A 20,098-nucleotide genomic window follows, 5' to 3' on the forward strand; every position below is an offset into this window, starting at 1 on the left:
ACCGGCCGGGACCTGATCGTCAGGGCGGGGAGCAGGCCCGATGCGGTTCGAAGCGGAGCCGGGGACGGCCGGAGTCGAACGGGTCAGCGAGAAATGTCGGTGGGGTGGCCTACCTTCGAGGGCGTGAACCGTACCGACCGGCTCTACGCGATCGTCGAGGACCTGCGGGCGATCTCCCCGCGCTGCCGGTCCGCGCGTGAGCTCGCCCAGCGTTTCGAGGTGAGCTCGCGGACCATCGAGCGGGACATCTCCGCGCTGCAGCAGGCCGGCGTGCCCATCTACGCCGAGGTCGGGCGCAGGGGAGGATACGCGCTGGACAGGAGCATGTCCCTGCCCCCGCTCAACTTCACCCCCGCCGAGGCCGTCGCGGTGGCGATCGCCCTCAGCCGCACCGAACAGCAGCCCTTCGCCGACGAGGCGCGCAGCGCGCTGCGCAAGCTCGTCGCCGCCATGCCCGGTCCGGAGGGGGAGCGCGCCCGTCAGCTGGCGGCCCGCGTCCAGATTCTGACCGACGAGAAGCCGGAGTCGCGGTACACCGGGTCCATCGGGCGGGTCATCGAGGAGGCCCTGCTCAAGGGCCTCGTCCTGCGCATCCGGTACGCCGACGCCCAGGGCGTGCTCACCACCAGGGACGTCGAGCCCGGGGCGTTCGTCGGCGGGCGGAGCGGGTGGTGGTATCTGGTGGCGTGGTGCCGCCTGCGCGACGCCGTCCGCGTCTTCCGGCTCGACCGGATCGCGGACGCCGCCCTCACCGAGGAGCCGGTGCCCGGACGGCCTCTGGAGGCCTTCGACGCCGACATACCGCACATGATCGCGCGAACTCCGGCACTGGACTGAGAGAATTCGAAAAAACGTTCGTGAGGAAGTGGAAACACCGACAGGGGGGTGTCGCGAGGCGCTGGGAGTCTCTACTCATGCGAACGGCGCACCGGTCCCGGCCCGATCCGGCCCGATCCGGTCCGTCCGCCCGCATCGCTCGACCCGCCGCCCGGCGTGCCCGCATGGAAGCACGTGTGATCGCACGGAAGCACGTGCGCTCGCATGGAAACACGTGCGCAGCAGCACCGGGAGGAGGCGCTGAGCGGTTCGACAGCACTCCACAGGACTTCGCAGGACTTCACAGGAAGAGAACGGACGATGACGACTCCCGCCGAGCCCGCAGTCAACACGGTCGCCTGGTTCGAGATCGCGAGCGACGACCCCGAGGGCGTCCAGCGGTTCTACGGCGACCTGTTCGGCTGGCGCTTCCGGACCGACGAGAACTCCGCCGCGATGGGCATGGACTACCGGCTCATCAGCTACGCGGGTGACGACGAGGTGCAGGGCGGAGTGTTCGCCACCCGCGGCGACATCCCCGGCCACGCCGTCTTCACCGTGCTGGTGCGGGACGTCGTGGAGACCTGCCGGCAGGTGGAGGCCCTCGGCGGAAAGGTGCTCAGCGAGGTCGTGGGCAACGACGGCGGACCCGACTTCGCCTACCTCCACGACACGTCGGGCAACCTCTTCGGCGTCTTCGCCCCCGCCGCCTCCTGACCACCCTCATGTCCACGCTCCCGGAGACGGGCGGCCCGGCGCCTGCGCATCGCCGCGGGATCCACACCTCCCGGCAGGCGATGCCTGGCCGGTGGCCGACAGTGACGGGTGAGTGAGTGCCGAATCAGTGAGCTTCGCGACGGCCGGTGAGACCGGCCGGAGCGTACCGAGGCCGTCCGGACGCCCGCCGGGACTTCGTCCCGTGCTTCCCCTGCGGCGCCTTTCCCCCCGGGTCCTTCCCCTCCGGGCCGTCAAGGGCGCACGGACGGCCCTTCCCCGCCCCGGCCGCGCCTTCCGGACGGGCCGGGCGGGCTCGCCGGTCGTCCGCACGGGGTGCCCGTGCGGACGGCCGGCGGAGGCTTTACCTCGCGTGCCCGGCGGAGCTGAGGGCGTGGGGAAGACGCCCTCCTGCCCGGCGCGTCACGCGTCCGGCTGACGGTGCTGCAACTGGCGGCGCAGCTCGGCGATCTCCCGCTCCAGGTCGGCGACCTGGGGAGCGTCGCCGCCCGCGGGGGCCTGCCCCGGGCCGGCCTGAGACGGCTGCGGGCGGGCCGGCTGCTGCGCGTACGGCGAGGGAGCGGGGCGCACGTACTGCGTCGCGCCGTCGGGCCGCCGGGGCTCCGCACCCTCGCCCGGCCGCTGGGGGTCGTACCCGCCGGGACGCGGGGGCTCGTAGCCGCCGCCGGGGCGCTGGGCGTCGCCGCCGGCCGGCGGCAGGCTCTGCGGCTGCCAGCCCTGGGGCAGCACCTGGCCGTTCACCGGCTGCTGTCCGTAGCCGCCGCCCACCTGCGCCGGGTAGGAGGCGCCGTTCGGGCCGGGGAAGGGGCCCCCGCCGTACGAGGGCGTGGGCGCCTGGCCCTGCGGGGAGGCGGGCGCCTTCCCGCGCCTGCGCAGCACGAGCAGCAGCAGGAGGCCGCCGCCGACCACGACCAGGGCGCCGGCGCCGATCGCGAGCCACACCCACATCGGCTGCGGGGTCTCGTCCTTGCCCGACGAGATCGCCTGCTGGGAGTCGGTGATGTACTTCGCGACGTACGGGTGCGATGGGAACAACGCCTGGACCTCGCGGAACTTCGGCAGCGCGTCCTTGTAGTGCCGCAGGAAGAAGTCGTCGAGCGCCTCGTTGTACTTCGTCGTGGTCATCGACGCGGAGGGCCTGATGTTCTTCTCGTTGAGCTTCTCCTTGATGACCGAGACCGGGAGCACGAAGCTCTCGTTCTCCGACGCCTCGCCGTTCTCGCTGACGGTTCCGGCGATCAGCATGCCGACGACCTTGCCCGCACGGCTGAAGACCGGGCCGCCGGAGTTGCCGTGGTAGGAGGGCGCCTGCGTCTGGATGTACGGCACGCCCTCCTGCGTGGTGCGCTTGGCGTTGTACGGCCCCTCGGTCAGCGCGGGGTCGAGCTTCGACTCGACGCTGAACCACGGGGTGTTGGTCACCAGGCCGGGGAAGCCGCTGATGTAGAGCGTGTTGCCGGTCTGCACGTCCGCGTCGTCGCCGAGCGGGACCGTCGGCAGGTTCTGCTGGCCGTTGACCTTGAGCAGGGCGAAGTCCTTGCCCGGGTAGCTCTCGCCCACCGACACGAGCTCGGCCGGGACCTCCTTGGCCGTCTTGTCGACGCCGCCGCCGGGGAGGCTCTGCAGCACCGACAGGCTCTTCTGCAGGCCGCGGATCTGCAGGTGGTTGGTGTTGAAGGTGACGTAGACCTGCTGGGCGAGTTCGAGAAGCTCCTTGTCGGCCTCGATGCCCTGCAGGCCGTTGATGATCTCCTTGGCGTCCTGCTTGTTGAACTTCTGCAGCGCCTGCTGGGCGAAGGTCTGCGTCAGCTCGTCGTCGCTCATCTCGACGCAGTGCGCGCCGGTGACCATGTAGCCGTCGGGGGTCACCCACCAGCCGGTGCACATGCCGCCGACCTGCGCCTTGGCGGTGCGTTCCGGGGTGACGGGCTGGAGGTACCGGTCGACGTCGGCCGCCATGCGCTGGAACAGGAATTTGGCGATGCTGCGTTCGTCGGAGGGGATCTTGCCGGAGATCACCGCCTGGGTGGCCTCGTCGACCAGCTGCTGGAACGGTCCCTGCTTGACCTGGCTGGTCGGGACGACGACCTCGCCCGAGTAGGTGAGGCTGGTGAGCTGGACGGCCGGGTGCGTGCGCGCGGCCAGTTTGGTGCCCACGGGCACCTCGTCTGCGGTGTCCGCCGAAGCGGGAGCGGCGGTGACGACCACGGCGACGGCCGCCAGCGCGGCCATCCCTCCGGTCAGTCTGCCGAGATATTTTCTGAACGTTCCATCCACGGCAGCAATCGTGGAGGTTTGGTCTTGTTTCTTGCTTGGAGGTGGCTTGGGACTGCTTGGAACCCCTCCCGGAAGCCAACTGCAAGCCTGCCACACAGCGGCCGGTCGTCGCGCACGCGCCGGTGACACGCCGACGGCCCCCGCCGGGGGCGGAGGCCGTCGATCGTCGTTGTCGCGTCAGCCGTCGCGTCAGACGCCCATGGACTGGGTGTCGTTGGTCTCCGGCGTCTGCTGGGCCGTCACCTCGGTCACCCCGTTCTTGAGGTGATACCGGGCGATGGCCTCCTGCAGCGTCTCGGCCTTCACCTCGCCCCGCCGGGCGAGCTGGGTCAGCACCGCCAGCGTGATCGAGGCCGCGTCCACGTGGAAGTGGCGGCGCAGCGCCGAACGCGTGTCGGACAGGCCGAACCCGTCGGTCCCGAGCGAGGACCAGTCGCCGGGCACCCACTGGGAGATCTGGTCGGGGACGGCGCGCATGTAGTCGCTGACCCCCACGAACGGTCCCGGCACGCCGGACAGCTTGGTGGTGACGTACGGCACCCGCTGCTCGGCGTCGGGGTTGAGCAGGTTGTGCTCCTCGACGGCGAGGGCGTCCCTGCGCAGCTCGCTCCAGGAGGTGGCCGACCAGATGGCGGCCGACACCCCCCAGTCCTCCGCCAGCATCCGCTGGGCCTCCAGCGCCCACGGGGCGGCGACGCCGGACACGAGGATGTTCGCCTTCGGCCCCTCGCCGGCGGCGGGAGCGAAGAGGTACAGGCCCTTGAGGATGCCCTCGACGTCGACGTTCTCCGGCTCGGCCGGCTGCGGGTAGGGCTCGTTGTAGACGGTCAGGTAGTAGAAGACGTCCTCGGGCCGCTCCCCGTACATCCTCCGCAGGCCGTCCTTGACGATGTGCGCGATCTCGAACGCCCACGCCGGGTCGTACGACACGGCGGCGGGGTTCGTCGAGGCGATCAGCGGGGTGTGGCCGTCCTCGTGCTGCAGGCCCTCGCCGTTCAGCGTGGTGCGGCCGGCCGTGGCGCCGAGCAGGAAGCCCCGGCCCATCTGGTCGCCGAGCTGCCACATCTGGTCGGCGGTCCGCTGGAACCCGAACATCGAGTAGAAGATGTAGACCGGGATCATGTGCTCGCCGTGCGTGGCGTAGGAGCTGCCGGCCGCGATGACCGAGCCCATCGAGCCGGCCTCGCTGATCCCCTCGTGCAGGATCTGGCCCTCGGTCGACTCCTTGTACGACAGCAGCAGCTCGCGGTCGACCGCCTCGTACGTCTGCCCGTGCGGCGAGTAGATCTTGGCGGTCGGGAACATCGCGTCCACGCCGAAGGTGCGGGCCTCGTCCGGGATGACCGGCACGAACCGCGCGCCGATCTCCTTGTCGCGGATGAGGTCCTTGAGCAGGCGGACGAACGCCATCGTGGTGGCGACGTTCTGCTTGCCCGAGCCCTTGCGCAGGCCCGCGTACACCGGGTCGCCGGGGAGCTTGAGCGGCTTGGCGCGGACCACCCGCTTGGGCAGGTAGCCGCCGAGCGCCGCCCGGCGCTCCTTCATGTACGCGATCTCCTCGTTGTTCTCCCCGGGGTGGAAGTACGGCGGGATATCGGCGTCGAGGTCCTTGTCCGGGATGGGCAGGTAGAGCCGGTCGCGGAACTCCTTGAGCTCGGCCTTGCTCATCTTCTTCATCTGGTGCGTCGCGTTGCGCGCCTCGAAGTCCTTGCCGAGCGTCCAGCCCTTGATCGTCTGGGCCAGGATGACGGTCGGCTGGCCGACGTGCTCACGGGCCGCCTTGAACGCGGCGTACACCTTGCGGTAGTCGTGCCCGCCGCGCGACAGCTTGCGGATGTCGTCGTCCGACATGTGCTCGACCATCTTGCGCAGGCGCGGGTCGCCGCCGAAGAAGTTGTCGCGGATGTAGCCGCCCGACTCGACCGAGTAGGTCTGGAACTGGCCGTCGGGGGTGGTGTTCATCTGGTTGACCAGCACGCCGTCGACGTCGGCCGCCAGCAGCGGGTCCCAGTCGCGGCCCCAGACGACCTTGATGACGTTCCAGCCGGCGCCGCGGAAGTACGACTCCAGCTCCTGGATGATCTTGCCGTTGCCGCGTACCGGACCGTCGAGCCGCTGCAGGTTGCAGTTGATGACGAAGGTGAGGTTGTCGAGCTCCTCACGGGCGGCCACGCCGATCGCGCCGAGCGACTCGGGCTCGTCCATCTCGCCGTCGCCGAGGAAGCACCAGACGTGGCTGCGGCTGGTGTCCTTGATCTTGCGGCTGAGCAGGTAGCGGTTGAACCGCGCCTGGTAGATCGCGCCGATCGGGCCGAGGCCCATCGAGACCGTGGGGAACTCCCAGAAGTCCGGCATGAGCCGGGGGTGCGGGTAGGAGGGCAGGCCCTTGATCCCGTGGGACAGCTCCTGGCGGAACGCGTCGAGCTGGGCGGCGTCGAGACGGCCCTCCAGGAACGCGCGGGCGTAGATGCCCGGGGCCGCGTGGCCCTGGATGAAGATCTGGTCGCCCGACTCCCCGTGGTCCTTGCCGCGGAAGAAGTGGTTGAAGCCCACCTCGTACAGGGACGCGGCGGAGGCGTAGGTGGCGATGTGGCCGCCGACGTTGGTCCGCGCGTTCGCCCGGGTCACCATGACCGCCGCGTTCCAGCGGATGTAGGCCCGGATGCGGCGCTCGACGTACTCGTCTCCCGGGAACCAGGGCTCGCGCTCGGGGGGAATGGTGTTGATGTAGTCCGTGCTGCGCAGGCCGGGTACGCCGACCTGGTGTTCCCGGGCGCGCTCGAGCAGCCGGAGCATCAGGTAGCGGGCGCGGGTGCGGCCCTCGGTCTTGATGACGTTGTCGAGCGATTCGAGCCATTCGTTGGTCTCGCTCGGATCGACATCAGGCAACTGGCTGGGTAGGCCGTCACTGATGATCGAAAAACGCTGGCGTCCGGAAGCCACTGGGTCTCGCCTTCCGAGAATGGACTTGGTCTCGTCGGATCTGTTACGTCGGTGTTGCCTGCAGCGATGCGCTCAGCGCTTGGTCGCGGCGTTGCGGTCGTCTTCCATCCTGTCTCGTCCCACCGGAAAGCGCATCTCTACTTCCCGGTAACCGAGTCGTCCCCGCTGGCAGCGGGTGCGGCTTGGCCTAGACCACCGATGGTAGGACGATTTTCGCAGACTGCACATTCCTTGTTGCCCCGGGGTTTCCCCCTGAGCGTACGGGCGACGTTCCCCCTGGTCACCCCAGGCGCCGTCCGCTGCCCCCTACCCCCTCCTGCGCCGCTTCACCCGGGCCGGCCGGTACGGGCCCGGCGAGGGGTGGATGGGCACCGTCCCAGGCGTTCGCCCCGGTCATGGGGAAGGCCCCGGCCGGTCTGTGGGTTTACGTAACGTTTTGGTATGAGTTGTCCCGCCCTCTGTGGAGGGCAGGGTTTCTCCCCTTTCCAGGCGGCGATAGCCGTACCAGGCTCTGGAGAGAGGGAGGAGCGAGATGCAGGCAGCGGTAGGGGACCGGCTCGTGGTGCACAGCGCCGTCGTCGGCGAGCACGAGAAGCACGGCGAGATCATCGAGGTCCGCGGTCCCGAGGGCGGCCCGCCGTTCCTGGTGCGGTTCGAGGACGGGCACGAGGCGCTCGTCTTCCCCGGGCCGGACGCCGTCGTCGTCGCAGCTCAGCGTGGATCGTAATATCACGGTGTGAAATCGACGGTGATCGAGGTGCGGACGGGCGCGCGGGAGCGCGTACACGACATCACACAGGAGTGCGCCGGCTTCGTCCGCGATTGCGGGGGAGACGGGCTGCTGCACGTCTTCGTCCCGCACGCGACCGCGGGCGTGGCGCTGCTGGAGCTCGGCTCCGGCAGCGACGAGGATCTGCTGGCCGCGCTCGGCGACCTGCTCCCGGCGGACGACCGGTGGCGGCATGCCCACGGCTCCCGGGGGCATGGAAGGTCGCATGTCATGCCCGCACTCATTCCGCCGTACGCCACGGTTCCCGTCCTGGAGGGCCGTCTCGCGCTGGGGACCTGGCAGTCGGTCGCCCTGGTCGACCTCAACGTCGACAACCCCGACAGGCGGGTCCGTTTGTCGTTTTTGACCGATTAAGAGATAACGGTGCGGGTCACCCGTCGTGGCGACCGTTGACGACGACCGGTCGCAGCGTGTGGACTGTGCCGAAGCATGGCTCTCAATGAGCCGCGACAACCGCAGACATGGGCGGGGTCACCCCAAGCAGGAGGGATGAACGTGAGCGCGACCGCGGGTCAGGCGCAAGGCGAGCGCGGCCTGGCCGAAAGACTCGGCCTCAAAGCCGGTCAGGTGGTGCAGGAGGTCGGCTGGGACGAGGACTGCGACGAGGCGCTGCGCCAGTCCATCGAGGACCTGACCGGCAACGAGCTGGTGGACGAGGACTACGAGGACGTCGTCGACGTCGTGCTGCTGTGGTGGCGCGACGGGGACGGAGACCTCTTCGACGCCCTGAGCGACGCGATGACGGCACTCGCCGACGGCGGCCAGATCTGGCTGCTCACCCCGAAGGCGGGGCGCGACGGCCACGTGGAGCCCAGCGACATCGGTGAGGACGCGGCGACCGCCGGGCTTTCCCAGACGAGCAGCGTGAGCGCCGCGAGGGACTGGTCGGGCACGAGGCTCGTCGCCCCGAAGGCCCGCCGCTGAGCGTCGCCCTGCCGTACGGTTCGGGGATGCCGTACGGCAGGCTGATGGGCGGACACCTGGGAGGGACTGCTCATGACGGTTGAGGTCGGGCAGCGGGCTCCGGACTTCGCGCTGAAGGACCAGCACGGCGTCCCCGTACGGCTCTCCGACCTGCGGGGCAGGCGAGTGGTGCTCGTCTTCTACCCCCTGTCGTTCAGCCCCGTCTGCCACGGCGAGCTCGCGGCGATCCGCGACGGATTCGCCGGCTCCCTGCCCGCGGACGTCCAGGTGCTGGCGGTCTCGGTCGACTCGATGTTCAGCCAGCGCGCCTGGGCCGACCAGGAAAATTTCACGTTTCCTCTGTTGTCGGATTTCTGGCCCCATGGTGAGGTCGCACGGGCGTACGGTGTCCTCGATGAGGACAGGGGGCTCGCCCTCAGGGGCACGTTCGTCATCGACGCCGAGGGCGTCGTGCGCTGGAAGGTCGTCAACCCGATCGGCTCCGCACGCGACCTCGACGAGTATCGCAAGGCGCTCGCGGCAGTCTGATCGTTTCATCGCCTGACTCCGGGCATTGACATATACGGTTCCGTCCCCCCCAACTCGCCCCATTGGAGGCCACGATGCCCTGCTACAGGTGCGGGGCCCGGCAGATCGACCCCGTCCGCGGCGCCAGCCCCTGGAAGCGCGCCGTACGCCGCGAGGCGCAGGTCCTCGTCTGCCCGGACTGCCAGCGTGTGCACGACCTCGACCTCGACACGTGCGCCTCGTGCGGCTCGATCGCGTTGATCTGCCGCCTGGGAGAGATCGAGTGCCGCTCCTGCGGAGAGATACGGCTCGCCCGCGCGGGTGAGCCCCTCGTCGCCGCCGGCTCCTCCGGCCCGCCGGGAGCCACCGGGTCTCCGGGCGCGTCCGGCCTGGCGGCGGAGGTGGAGGCCGCGCTCAGCCGCGTGCTCGGGCGCCCGTGACGCATCCGCCCGTGACGTACGTGGTCGCGCTCGACGTGGGCGGCACCTCGATGAAGGGCGGGCTCGTCACCCGGACCGGCGAGGTCACCGTCCTCGCCGGTCGTCCCACGGGCCGGGAGAACGGCCCGGAGGCGGTGGTCGAGGCGGTGCGCGCCTACGTCGGCGAGATCGCCGGACTCGGGCGGTCGCGGTACGCGGGTCCCCCCGCCGGGGTCGGTCTCGCCGTCCCCGGCATCGTCACCTCCGCCACCGCGGTCTACTCGGCCAACATCGGCTGGCGGGACGTGCCGGCCGAGGCGTTCGTGCCCTCCGGCGTGCCCGTGCGGCTCGGACACGACGTCCGTACGGGAGGGCTGGCCGAGAGCGTGTTCGGCGCGGGGCGCGGCGTCGCCGACTTCCTGTTCCTGCCCATCGGCACCGGCATCGCCGGAGCGGTGGTGCTGCGCGGCGAGCCGTACGGCGGGGCGCGCGGCTGGGGCGGCGAGATCGGGCACGCGCCCGTCTGGCCCGCGGGGGAGAAGTGCGCCTGCGGGCAGATCGGCTGCCTGGAGACCTACGCCTCCGCCTCGGCCCTGGCCCGCCGCTTCACGGCCCGTTCCGGCCGTACGGCGACCGCCAAGGAGGTGGTGGAACTCGCAGTGGCGGGGGACGCGGCGGCCGCCGAAGTGTTCAGCGAGGCGATCGAGGCCCTGGCCATCGCCCTCGCGTCGTACGTGCTGCTGCTCGATCCCGCGTTGATCGTCCTCGGTGGCGGCCTCTCGGAGGCCGGCGCGGCGCTGCTCGACCCGCTGCGGGAACGGCTGGCGGGACGACTGACCTTCCAGGAGCCTCCGCCCCTGCGCCCGGCCGCCCTCGGCACCCGGGCGGGCATGCTCGGCGCGGCCCTGCTCGGCTGGCAGGCGGCGGGGGAACATGACGTGGGCGCGGACTGGCCTATCGATGTGCTCAGAGGCGGGTCCGTGTCGTAAGGTGTAGACCGGTCCGGGCGGTTAGCTCAGCGGTAGAGCACTCGCCTTACAAGCGAGGGGTCACTGGTTCGAACCCAGTACCGCCCACCTGGTGAAACGGCATTTTGCCGATCTTGTTTTCGCGGACCGAGTGACTATCTGAGTGACTATGCCTCGAAGAGGCTGTCCATCTTCTCCGCGCCCTGCATGAGCACCGGGCGGATCTGCTTGCGGTAGACGGTCTCGGTGACCACGGTGTTCCGGTGGCCGACGAGGCGGGAGATGTCCTCGATCGGGACGCCGGAGTCCGACAGCAGCGAGACGAAGCTGTGCCGCATCTCGCGCGGTGACCAGTCCTTGCCGGTGAGGTCGGCGTTGTCGAGGATCTTGCGGAAGTCACGTCGTACGTTGTGCGCGGTGAGCGCCGTTCCGGTCTTGGTGCAGAAGACGAGATCGGAGTCAGTGGAGGTCTGCTTGTCGGACAGGGCGTGAAGGGCGTCGACGCAGAGGCGGGGCAGCTTGAGGGATCGGCGGGACTTGACGGTCTTGGTGTCGCCCTTCTGTCGCACGGAGCGCCAGACGTGGATCGCGAACTCCTCGTGGTCCCAGCCGGCCTCGGCGACGGGGAGCCATGCCTGCCGCTCTTCGTCGTACGCGACGACATGCGACCAGGTGAGCGCGCGAAGCTCTTCGGTCCGAGCGCCGATCAGCAGCGAGAGCACGATGTATGCCCGCATGCGCGGGGTGGCCTTGGCCGCCTCGTCGAGGATGGCCTGAGCCTGCGCCAGCGTGAGTGCCTTGGAAGGGCGGCCCGCGCGTCCCTCGGGGATCTCGCAGAGGTCGACGACGTTTCGTTTCACCTTGTCGCGTCGCATGGCGCTCTTGACCGCGCGGTTCAGGATGCCGTGGATCAGCTTGAGCGAGCGTGTGCTGAGTTCTCCCTTCTTGCCGGCCAGCCATGAGTCCACGTCCTCCACGGACAGGTCACGCAGTTTGCGCGCGCCGAGTGCCGGGAGAACGTGGGTCTCCGCGAACGTGGTGTACATCCGGACCGTGCTGGGGGACCGGCCGCCCAGGCCGTGAGCGAGCCAGTAGGTCACGGCGTCGCTCACGGTGTAGTTGCTAGGGGCGATGGCCAGGCCGTCTTCGTGGTCGCGGATGATCTCTTTGAGCTTGGCCTTGGCTTCGGTCTTGGTCTTGCCGCTGGCCTTCTTCACGATGCGTTTCCCCGCGGGGGAGTAGCCCAGGGTCACCGAGGCGATCCAGCGTTGCCGCTGTTCGTCCCAGTGCAGGCCGCCGTCTCCTTTGCTGCGTCGGGCGGTCATGATGCCTTCCTTGCCTCCTTCTCCAGTAGCCGGATGTAGTCGTCGATGGCCGAGGCCGGGATGAGCCGGGTACGGCCCTGGTGGACGGAGCGGAGTCGCCCCGAGCGGATGAGTCCGTAGATGACGCTGCGACTGAGACTGAGCAGGCGCATCGCCTCGGGGATGCGGTAGAGCCGCCGATCGGCGGATGGGGGTGGGGTCATCCGCCCTCGCGCTCTGCCCTGATGGTACGGGCGGTCTGGACGCGCTGGCGGATGTGCTCGGCCATGATCGCCTCACCAGGCGTGTGGCCGATCCCGGCCAGGCGCCAGTGGCCGAGGACGAGCGTGGTCGCGTCGCCGAGGGCGGGCAGCCCGTGGCGTTCGCGTGCTTCGGCGGCCCGGTGTTGGGCGCGAGCGCCGCGCAGGTCGCCGAGCTTGAGGGAGTAGGCGCGGCTCTTGCTGGAGAAGTGGCCCCGGAAGCCGAGCATGTGCGCCCAGGGTCGCAAGCGCAGGGCGGCGAACTCCGGGCGTCCGCCGAGGTCCCAGCAGGTGCGGATCATGCGCCGGGCGTGGTCGGTGACCGGCAGCGCGTCCAGGTGGAGCCCGGGTTTGAGGCCGGTTCCGTGGCAGCGCCCGCAGGTGGCGGTCAGGGTTAGCCGCCCACGACCGCCGCAGGCCGGGCACGACACGCGGTGATCGACGGTTCCGGAGGCTTCCGCACCTTTGGTGGCGTACTTGGCGATGTAGCCGGCGACCGCCCGTTCGCTGACTCCTTCCGCTTTCGGATCGAGGAGGATGGGCCGGACGTCGAGCTGGTCGCCCCAGGTCAGCTCCCACTGTCCAAGGTCGCTTTCGGGTGAGGAGAGACGGACACGGGCGACCGCAGGTGGGACCGCCCGAACAAGTAGGTCGTGATCGGCCCACGGGGGAGGGGATTCCTGGGCTCCTGCCGGGCCGTCGAGACGGATGACGGCGTGGAAGTGGACCAGGCCGCGCCGCTGGTACTCCGCGACCTTGGCGAAGGAGACTCGTACCTCCTTGCGGAAGGCGCGGCGGCTCATTTCCATCTGTGCGGCCAGCTCTTGGCGCATGGCCAGAGTGAAGCGGTGCCACAACGCGCCCGCGTGTGCCTGCCAGAGGACGGCCCCGATGTAGTCGTAGCAGTCCGGGCAGATGGGCTGTCCGAGCCGGTCATCTCGTGGCTCGTGCCGGGCATGACAACCGACCGGCCGTCCGTGCTCGCACACCTTGTCACGCTTCCGGGGACGGCAGGCACGTCCGTCCCGGTGGGAGTGGACCGAGCCGAAGGACGGAGCGGTCAGTGTGACGAAGGCCCGCGGATGGGAGCTGACCGTCTCCGGGACGCCCTTGCCACCCGACAGGCCAGCGCGGATCAGGTGGAAGGTGTCGGCCCGGTAGACCTCCGAGCAGGCCGGGCACACCGAGGCGCGCCGGTTGCCGCAGGCGATGAGCAGGCGACCGCCCGGCTCGTCGGCTGTGGTGTAGCTGTGCAGGACCTCGCCGGTGCCCGCGTCCACGATGGCCGATTCGCCGGCCAGGTGGATCGGGCGGGCACAGCCGCCCGTCGCGGCCACCATCGAGCGCCACCGGTCATAGCCGGGTGCATTGATGACCTGAACGAGGTCGGTCATCCAATCGTGTTCGTCATTCGCGCTCATGATCGGTACCTCCCTCCTGCCGTAGGACTACTTGTAGTACATGTTGACGTGCGTTGCTGGTGCTCGTCAACCTGTAGTACAAGTTGTGTTGGGACAAGTGGGAGGGATCGCATGGAGACCGAGGAGAAGGACCCGCGTTGGCGCGTCATCGCCACCGACCTACGCGCCGCCATCCTCGATGGCCGTTACCCGCCTGGCGGTGCGCTGCCGAGCGAGCCGGAAATGGTCAGGAAGTACGAGGTTTCCCGTCCCACGGTCCGCAAGGCCATCGACACCCTGGTCTCCGAGGGCCTGGCCTACGTCATGCGCGGACGAGGCTCGTTCGTGCGTCCCATGCCCGAGCGGCGCGCCATCATCATCACGGACCGGACCCGGCCGGACCTGGCCGCTCCCGGCAACCATCCCGACGTTCAGGAGTTCGGCTGGGACCTGGCCATGAAGGACGTCGAGCCCGAGGCGCCGCTGTTCACCGACGAGAAGATCAGCGCGAACCGCGACGTCGCCATCATGCTCGGCGTCCGGCCCGGACACCCGGTGATCCATCGCCGCAGCATGTGGCACCGCGGCCACACCGCCCGCATTCATGGCGCGTCAGCTCGGCTGGAGATCAACTCCTACACGAACGCCGACATGCTTCCCGAGTGGGACGACCCGAAGCGGTACCACCAGTTTCGCAAGCGTCCGGCCTTCTTCTACCAGTCGCTTATCAATGAGCACGGCCCTGTCCGCTGGATGACTCTGACGACGGCGCGCATCGCGTACGAGGACGAGCGCGCGTTGCTGGGGCTGGACTATGCCGAGGCGTTGCTGATTATCCGGCGCACGATGGCCCACGCCAATGGCCGCCCCATTGAGGTCACCGAGGTCAAGGCCCCTGCCAACCGCTACGAGATTGGCTATCACACCGAACTCGCCGACGATCCGGACGCCGACCTCACCCCGCAGGAGCTCAGCGACAACGGCATCGACCTCGTGATCTAGAACCTGCCGTCTGGGTGGCTCAGAGTTTCTTTACTGTTTCAAGGGCAGCCCGCCTGCGGCGACCTGCCGGCGTCGGGCGGTCGCTGGCCGCGCTGCGGCTCTCCGGCCGGTCGCGGCCAGCACCGCCCACGCATCTCGGCCATCAGCGCTTTCGCTTCGCAACAGGTGCCGTTGGATCGGATCGATTAAGCTGCAATCGGCTGGATGCGCCGAGCCATTGCTTCTAGCCGAGCGAGGGACGCGGCCGCGGTATGAAGGGCGACATGCTATGGGGCAACGTTGGCAGCAAAACCGAAGCCTCATAGTCCTTTCGAGTCTAACGATTCTTGGCTCTACACCCGTGGTGATCACGGCTCTAAAGGTAGACGTTCCGTGGATTGCCGCCGCAGCCGCTTCGATCGCCGCCCTGACCATAGGCCTCGTTGCCGTATGGCAGGAGCGATATAAGCGAATTTCCGCCCGCACGGAAGAGCTAACCTTAGGGGTTAAGGACGGATGTCTAGTACTGGCATCGGGAAAACTTCCAAGGGTACGCCAAATACGCAACCCCGTTGCACTTGGGGTCCACCCCTCGATTGCTATTTCCAGTCGGATAGCACGCCTAGGTAATGTCCCCCCATATATTGATAGGGATATCGACGGAGTGCTACGCGAAAAAATTGCCAGGCCAGGCTTCATCCTTCTAGTGGGTGATTCGACTGCGGGAAAGTCTAGAACGGCGTTTGAGGCTATTCAAGCTCAGCTCCCGGACCACGTGCTAATCGCTCCACGGGATCGCGCCGCCTTGAAAGTAGCAATCGAACAGGCTGCAAGTAGTAGGAACTCTATAGTCTGGCTGTCGGATCTCGAAAACTACCTCGGTACAGGCGGACTAAGTAGAGAACATATCACCCGTATTATCAGTGGCGACGGACATAGGCGAGTGATTCTGGCGACTATGCGCAGTGCAGTTCAAGCAGAATTGACGAGTAGGTCCACCCCTGAAAACGCAACAGACCTGGCAGTGCGCGAAATCCGTGAGGCTCTTGAGCAAGCAGAACAGATCAGGCTCACTCGGATGTTCTCGGAAGGGGAAATAGCGCGAGCTCGCACCTACGAGAAGGATGCTCGGATTTCGGATGCGCTACTGCACGCGCACGAGTATGGTATTGCCGAATACCTGGCATCTGGACCTGAGCTTCAGCGCGACTATGAGAACGCCTGGGATATCGGTGCAAATCCCCGCGGTGCCGCTCTCGTAGCCGCCGCTATCAACTGTCGCAGAATTGGTTTTCTCAGTCCAATTCCTCGCACGCTACTCGAAAATCTGCACCTGCAGTATTTGGACGAGCGAGGTGGGCGCAGGCTTCAGCCTGAACCCCTGGAGCAAGCCTGGGCTTGGGCTACTCGCCCTAGGCGTGCCACAACTGCCCTTCTCTCGCTTATGGAAGGCGATGAGCATGTAGACGTCTTTGATTACCTCGTGGATGTGAAGCAGCGTACAAGTGGGCCCAGAGCAGAGCTCAATTGCTCGCTGATCAATGCCGCGTTGCCATATGCTTCGAGAGATGATGCGGAAAATCTAGGCGAAGTAGCGTACGCCTTGGGTGATTACCAACTCGCAGTAGCAGCTCTACAAGTAGCGGTTTCGCTGCATCTAGCTGACCTTGGAGAAGGTGATCTGAGTACATTAATTTGCATGAATAATCTAGGTAACATGCTTAGACACTCCGGCCGTCTCGATGAAGCTGAGGAGGCGTTCAAAACAGCATTGGCGGGGATTCGTAAGCTACTTGCCGGAGAAGAGACGAGGGATAGCCTTGTGATGAGATCCGGTCTAGCGCTTACTTATTATGAGGCTGGTCGGCTCGGCGAAGCTGAGAGGGAGCTGGAACTTGTTCACGAGAGTTTTTATGATCTCTTAGGCGGCGACCATATAGATACGCTCATATGCCGTGGTAATTGGCTTGAGGTAATTCGCGAATCAGGAAGGCTAGCTGAAGCAGAAGCGGGACTGTCCGTTCTACTCCGATCTCTTCAGGAGAAGCTTGGAGACTCGCATCCGCTTACTTGGCACGTGTATAGCAACCTAGCGAGAGCCGTGGGCGAACAGGGGCGATTGCCGGAGGCGGAGGCCCACCATCGGGCTCTCTATGAGATCAGGCGAGCCGCCCTCGGTGAGGACCACCCAGACACACTGATAAGCCGAGGAGGGCTTGCGCGCATCCTTGGGGACCTCGGGCGGTTTGATGAAGCCATATCTCATCACAAAGAAACTGCTCGCGGATTCGAACGTCTACGTCACACGGATCATCCCGAAGCGCTTACCAATCAGATGAATTATGGAATCGTCCTCCAAACTGCTGGGCAGATTGAGGCTTCAATTGCCAAATTCAAATCAGTTCTACAGCGTCGGACGGCGGTCCTTGGTCCGAAACATCACGACACATTGGTTGCTAGAGGGAGTTTAGTTAGTGTCTTGATCGGTAATGATCAGCTTTCGGAAGCGGAAGTGCATGCAAAAGGCTTAGCTGGGGACTGTATTGAGGCTCTTGGGTCAGAGCATATGGACACCCTCATTATCAAAAGTCACCTGGCGCGACTGCTTCTTGCAAGGAAGAATATCCGTCAGGCGAGTCAGGAATTTCGGGACATCTTTGAGACAATGAGTCGCCTGCTTGGAGAGGATCACCCAGAGACATTGACTAATCGCGGGCTGCTTGCTTATTCGTTGGCGGTACTCGGGCACGTTGAGGCGGCCTTGCGTGAGCAAAAGGCCGTGGTTGAGTCGGCGCGGCGAACCCTTGGCAATGAGCATCCGCAGACCCTGATCGAATGCTCAAACTACGAAACCCTATCAAAGGCACGACAACTCGGCGTTCCTATTCGCGCGACGTTCGAAACTGCCGCTCCCTCAAGAAACAAGCCATGCGTATGTGGATCGGGCAAGAAGTTCAAGTACTGCCATGGACGTAAATAATCTCCTTGCAGTCGCGAGCGGTAGAGGTTCGAGCGAATTGGCCACCCTGGTGCTCGTTGACGCTGCCGCACCGCTTCCGGTGCTCGGGACGGACGGCCCTGTTCTCTGTTGGGGTTGACACCGCGGATGAACTGTGGCTGATGACCCTAAAACGGACCTGTACTGACTGCTCTTTGGTAAGCGCCGCAGTTCCGTAGCGGAGCACGTTAGCCTTGGGCTCCGTCGCCGTCGGTTGCGCTTCGCAGGGTCGGCTCTCCCTGAAGCGGCACTGGCTCTCCCTCCAGGCAGGCACGCCCGTTGCTCAAGAAGATTCCACGCGCGCGGGACGCCTCATTCATGGCGGCCCCCAGCGTCGCTCTGATCTCTCCCAGGCTAGGTCGGCTGGCTACCCCGTATTTCGCGAGGGCCCTCTCAGCACGTTGACAAGCGGCATAGACGTCCCAAGCTATATCGACAAGCTCGACCGGTCCGTGTAACTGAACGTTGATGGCGGTGTGTGCCACCTCGTCCAGGCAGGCATCCAACTCGGCGTACTCCTCGGCCGGCACGGGTACGTGAGTAGGACGCGATCCGACCCAGCGTTTGTCCATGACCTGTTGGATGTCAGCGACCTTGCGACCGAACCGAAACGCGGCTGTGCCGAGCGCCGCGTAGGCCTGGCGGCGAGCTGCCTGGCGCGCCAACTCATGATTGGAGTCGCTCGTCACCGTAGCCGCTGTGACCGCACCTCGTCTGCCGACAAGTGCGCCTCCGAGTGTGCCCGCTACTCCGACGAGTCCAGTAAGGATCGCTACGATTCCGCCATCCATGTCGGCCCCCATGCATGAAGAAGGTCAGATGCGTGATCTCCTTCATACAGCACGCAGGATCTTCGGGAACAATTACGTGGATACTCGCAGAGAAGTGTCCTGCTTGCGGCCGTAACGATCGCTCACTTCGGCTCCCGTCGAGCGGGGTTGGGGCGATCGCGGGCAAGGCCCTCCTCCGTCGGGTCTTGCCACCGGATGACTGTGGCGGAGATCGCTGGGGGTGGCGCTGCTGTCGAGCAGACACGAGAAGACTGGGCCAGATTTCCCTAGTAAACAGAAGGTCTGGGTTCGCTTCCCCGCACACCTACGCACGTCCGAAACTGGGCCTACCGCGCCTCGCCGGAGAGCAGGGCAGCCCACACGTCACGCGCTTCGCGAAGCGGCCAGCGGTAGGTCTCCTTAATCTCATGTTCGGGCTCGGACTGAAGAGTGCTACGGATGAAGGCTTGGCCGCCGGCCTGGCACAGCTCGTATATGGTCGCCCGGCATTCGCAGGTCCAGGCCAGGACGCGGACGTGGCTAACACCGCAAAACGGGGCGTGCCAAATCAACTTCATGTGCTCTCGTTGACGCATGGCGACGTGCGGACTCAGGCACTCGTTGGAGATGCTCATGAAGTGCCTGTTGAAATGGCGGACAGCGGATGGTGCTGGCGGAGATCCTTGTATCGGACGGCGATTCGGCGAGCGGTGGTAACTGAGTCCTCGACTGGACCGAACGCATAGACCCATCGCTGAGTCCGAGGGGATTTACGCCCGGACCACCAGCGGTAGCACCGGCCATCCGTCCAGACGACTAGCTCGACCCACACAGACACCAGGGCGAGCCCATATCCCTCGTGAACATCAGTCCGTATGCCGAGAGCCGCCAATTCATCGCTCAATCGCTCAGCGGCTAGCGATGGCGTTGTGGGCGTTTTCCTTTTTGCGTCAATGGGATGGTATCCCGTCATGGCCGGATGCATGCTGCAACGCTATGAGCCGGAGCAACAGGCCCAGAAGTGCGATTTTGTGTCACTTTCTGATTTCTGCAGATGGAAGTGACACGAGCGGTGTCAAAACTCAGTAATCGAGCCGCACAAAGTCTGCGAGATCGCGCATTTCGCTGGTAAGCGTGCGTCGCCTGCCGATAATTCCCTTGAGGATGTCTCGGGCGTATCGCTGGTTGGTCATCCACTCCGGGGCGTCACGTCGAACACCTTGCAAGATGTCGAAGGCCTCGCTGTGCCGGTGCATCCGGCGGTGTGCCTCGGCCACGTCGAGGAGGTGGCGGTTCCGGTTGTTGGAGGTGGGGCGCAGGCCCGTAACCGGGATCGTCTGCGAGAGCTGGAGGACCTTGTCCGGCCGATCCTCGATCATGGCGTTCTCCACGCGCTTCATGGCGACGGTGATCGGGCCGAAAGTGCGCAAGAAGTCCTCATCCGGCGTCAGGTCGCGTCCCATTGCGACGGCCGCGGTTCGGGCAAGACGGATCGTGTCGTCCGCCTCGCCAGGCCGGTTATCGCGGATGGCGGCTGCTGAGGAGCGAAGTAGTAGCCAGCCCCAGGCGGACAACTGGTGTGGCGTCGCACGAGAAATTCTAGGCTCCACGTCGTCGGCCCACTGTGTCGCCATCTGGCGAGCTCCGTTGAGTCGCCCCTGGCGTAGGAGAAGCCAGCAATGGGTACTGACCGTCGCGGCCGCGTCCAGGGGATCGTTCATGTCGTCCATGGCCCGTGACAGCGCGAACTCGGCCTCGTCGAACTGGCGGGTCTGGGTCATCAACCAGCCGACAAGGTGCAGCAGCCTGCCTCGTACGTGGCGCGCTGACAGGTCCGCCTCTACCAGCGCATCGGCGTCCCGAAGTATCACCGGTAACATGGTGTCGGCGGATCCTGAAAACTGACCCCCTGAGGTACTCCGAAAACTGACCCCCTCCGAGACCTTGGAGGGTGCTGAAGGTGGAGGACTGGGCGGAGATACGCCGTCTGCATCGGGCAGAGGGCG

General features: G+C 66.5%; 16 protein-coding genes and 1 tRNA gene. 11 read left to right on the plus strand and 6 right to left on the minus strand.

The annotated features are described in order from the left end of the window. The first annotated feature begins 123 nt into the window (after positions 1-123). Complete coding sequence (locus HHX37_RS31025; protein WP_182887702.1) at positions 124-837, plus strand: helix-turn-helix transcriptional regulator; 714 nt, start codon at positions 124-126, stop codon at positions 835-837. Between the two features lie 300 nt (positions 838-1,137). After that, positions 1,138-1,533: a VOC family protein gene (locus HHX37_RS31030; RefSeq protein ID WP_117410418.1), complete on the plus strand. Its 396-nt coding sequence runs from the start codon at positions 1,138-1,140 to the stop codon at positions 1,531-1,533. A gap of 420 nt (positions 1,534-1,953) precedes the next feature. On the opposite strand, the gene HHX37_RS31035 is transcribed toward HHX37_RS31030, so the two are convergent. Then, positions 1,954-3,828: a S1 family peptidase gene (locus tag HHX37_RS31035; RefSeq protein WP_310740613.1), complete on the minus strand. Its 1,875-nt coding sequence runs from the start codon at positions 3,826-3,828 to the stop codon at positions 1,954-1,956. A gap of 189 nt (positions 3,829-4,017) precedes the next feature. Next, positions 4,018-6,771, minus strand: a complete 2,754-nt coding sequence (aceE, locus tag HHX37_RS31040) for a pyruvate dehydrogenase (acetyl-transferring), homodimeric type (protein WP_182876496.1) — start codon at positions 6,769-6,771, stop codon at positions 4,018-4,020. A 532-nt stretch (positions 6,772-7,303) separates the two neighbouring features. On the opposite strand from aceE, the gene HHX37_RS31045 reads away from it, so the two are divergent. The 7 genes from HHX37_RS31045 to HHX37_RS31075 all read left to right on the plus strand — a co-directional run bounded on the left by HHX37_RS31045 (position 7,304) and on the right by HHX37_RS31075 (position 10,487). Next, positions 7,304-7,498, plus strand: a complete 195-nt coding sequence (locus HHX37_RS31045) for a DUF1918 domain-containing protein (protein WP_111701638.1) — start codon at positions 7,304-7,306, stop codon at positions 7,496-7,498. Between the two features lie 9 nt (positions 7,499-7,507). After that, a complete protein-coding gene (locus tag HHX37_RS31050; protein WP_182887703.1) occupies positions 7,508-7,915 on the plus strand; it encodes a secondary thiamine-phosphate synthase enzyme YjbQ in 408 nt (135 codons plus the stop codon). Between the two features lie 141 nt (positions 7,916-8,056). Beyond that, positions 8,057-8,485, plus strand: coding sequence for a DUF3052 domain-containing protein (locus HHX37_RS31055; protein ID WP_182876494.1), 429 nt, complete (start codon positions 8,057-8,059; stop codon positions 8,483-8,485). A gap of 72 nt (positions 8,486-8,557) precedes the next feature. Continuing rightward, positions 8,558-9,013, plus strand: coding sequence for a peroxiredoxin (locus HHX37_RS31060; protein WP_182876493.1), 456 nt, complete (start codon positions 8,558-8,560; stop codon positions 9,011-9,013). Between the two features lie 74 nt (positions 9,014-9,087). After that, on the plus strand, positions 9,088-9,432 hold the full coding sequence (locus HHX37_RS31065) for a hypothetical protein (protein WP_182887704.1): 345 nt from the start codon (positions 9,088-9,090) through the stop codon (positions 9,430-9,432). Between the two features lie 11 nt (positions 9,433-9,443). Further along, complete coding sequence (locus tag HHX37_RS31070) at positions 9,444-10,400, plus strand: ROK family protein (protein WP_182887705.1); 957 nt, start codon at positions 9,444-9,446, stop codon at positions 10,398-10,400. A 15-nt stretch (positions 10,401-10,415) separates the two neighbouring features. Next, positions 10,416-10,487: transfer RNA gene (locus HHX37_RS31075), tRNA-Val, on the plus strand. A 59-nt stretch (positions 10,488-10,546) separates the two neighbouring features. Here HHX37_RS31075 and HHX37_RS31080 read toward each other — a convergent pair. The 3 genes from HHX37_RS31080 to HHX37_RS31090 are packed head-to-tail and all read right to left on the minus strand — an operon-like array spanning position 10,547 to position 13,364. Next, complete coding sequence (locus HHX37_RS31080) at positions 10,547-11,704, minus strand: tyrosine-type recombinase/integrase (protein ID WP_182887706.1); 1,158 nt, start codon at positions 11,702-11,704, stop codon at positions 10,547-10,549. Continuing rightward, positions 11,701-11,907 carry a helix-turn-helix domain-containing protein gene (locus tag HHX37_RS31085; protein ID WP_182887707.1) on the minus strand — a complete coding sequence of 69 codons (207 nt, stop codon included), beginning with the start codon at positions 11,905-11,907 and terminating at the stop codon, positions 11,701-11,703. Before HHX37_RS31085 ends, HHX37_RS31080 begins: the two co-directional genes overlap by 4 nt. Continuing rightward, positions 11,904-13,364: a replication initiator gene (locus HHX37_RS31090; RefSeq protein ID WP_182887708.1), complete on the minus strand. Its 1,461-nt coding sequence runs from the start codon at positions 13,362-13,364 to the stop codon at positions 11,904-11,906. The genes HHX37_RS31085 and HHX37_RS31090 overlap by 4 nt, the downstream gene beginning before the upstream one ends. A 111-nt stretch (positions 13,365-13,475) precedes the next feature. On the opposite strand from HHX37_RS31090, the gene HHX37_RS31095 reads away from it, so the two are divergent. Then, on the plus strand, positions 13,476-14,345 hold the full coding sequence (locus HHX37_RS31095; protein WP_182887709.1) for a GntR family transcriptional regulator: 870 nt from the start codon (positions 13,476-13,478) through the stop codon (positions 14,343-14,345). 784 nt (positions 14,346-15,129) lie between these two features. Beyond that, the gene (locus HHX37_RS31100) at positions 15,130-17,304 is read left to right on the plus strand and encodes a tetratricopeptide repeat protein (RefSeq protein ID WP_182887710.1); all 2,175 of its coding nucleotides are present in this window, start codon (positions 15,130-15,132) and stop codon (positions 17,302-17,304) included. Positions 17,305-19,174: 1,870 nt separating this feature from the next. On the opposite strand, the gene HHX37_RS31105 is transcribed toward HHX37_RS31100, so the two are convergent. Further along, on the minus strand, positions 19,175-19,963 hold the full coding sequence (locus tag HHX37_RS31105; protein WP_182887711.1) for a transcriptional regulator: 789 nt from the start codon (positions 19,961-19,963) through the stop codon (positions 19,175-19,177). Between the last annotated feature and the right edge of the window lie 135 nt (positions 19,964-20,098).

Origin of the sequence: Microbispora sp. H10885, from assembly GCF_014161415.1 — a bacterium.
Classification (GTDB): Bacteria; Actinomycetota; Actinomycetes; order Streptosporangiales; family Streptosporangiaceae; genus Microbispora; species Microbispora triticiradicis.

Excerpts from the sequence above, each read along its gene's own strand:
- HHX37_RS31030 (WP_117410418.1), top strand. The coding sequence starts at position 1,138 with ATGACGACTCCCGCCGAGCCCGCAGTCAACACGGTCGCCTGGTTCGAG.
- HHX37_RS31045 (WP_111701638.1), top strand. The coding sequence starts at position 7,304 with ATGCAGGCAGCGGTAGGGGACCGGCTCGTGGTGCACAGCGCCGTCGTC.
- HHX37_RS31060 (WP_182876493.1), top strand. The coding sequence starts at position 8,558 with ATGACGGTTGAGGTCGGGCAGCGGGCTCCGGACTTCGCGCTGAAGGAC.
- HHX37_RS31065 (WP_182887704.1), top strand. The coding sequence starts at position 9,088 with ATGCCCTGCTACAGGTGCGGGGCCCGGCAGATCGACCCCGTCCGCGGC.
- HHX37_RS31080 (WP_182887706.1), bottom strand. The coding sequence starts at position 11,704 with ATGACCGCCCGACGCAGCAAAGGAGACGGCGGCCTGCACTGGGACGAA.
- HHX37_RS31085 (WP_182887707.1), bottom strand. The coding sequence starts at position 11,907 with ATGACCCCACCCCCATCCGCCGATCGGCGGCTCTACCGCATCCCCGAG.
- HHX37_RS31090 (WP_182887708.1), bottom strand. The coding sequence starts at position 13,364 with ATGAGCGCGAATGACGAACACGATTGGATGACCGACCTCGTTCAGGTC.
- HHX37_RS31095 (WP_182887709.1), top strand. The coding sequence starts at position 13,476 with ATGGAGACCGAGGAGAAGGACCCGCGTTGGCGCGTCATCGCCACCGAC.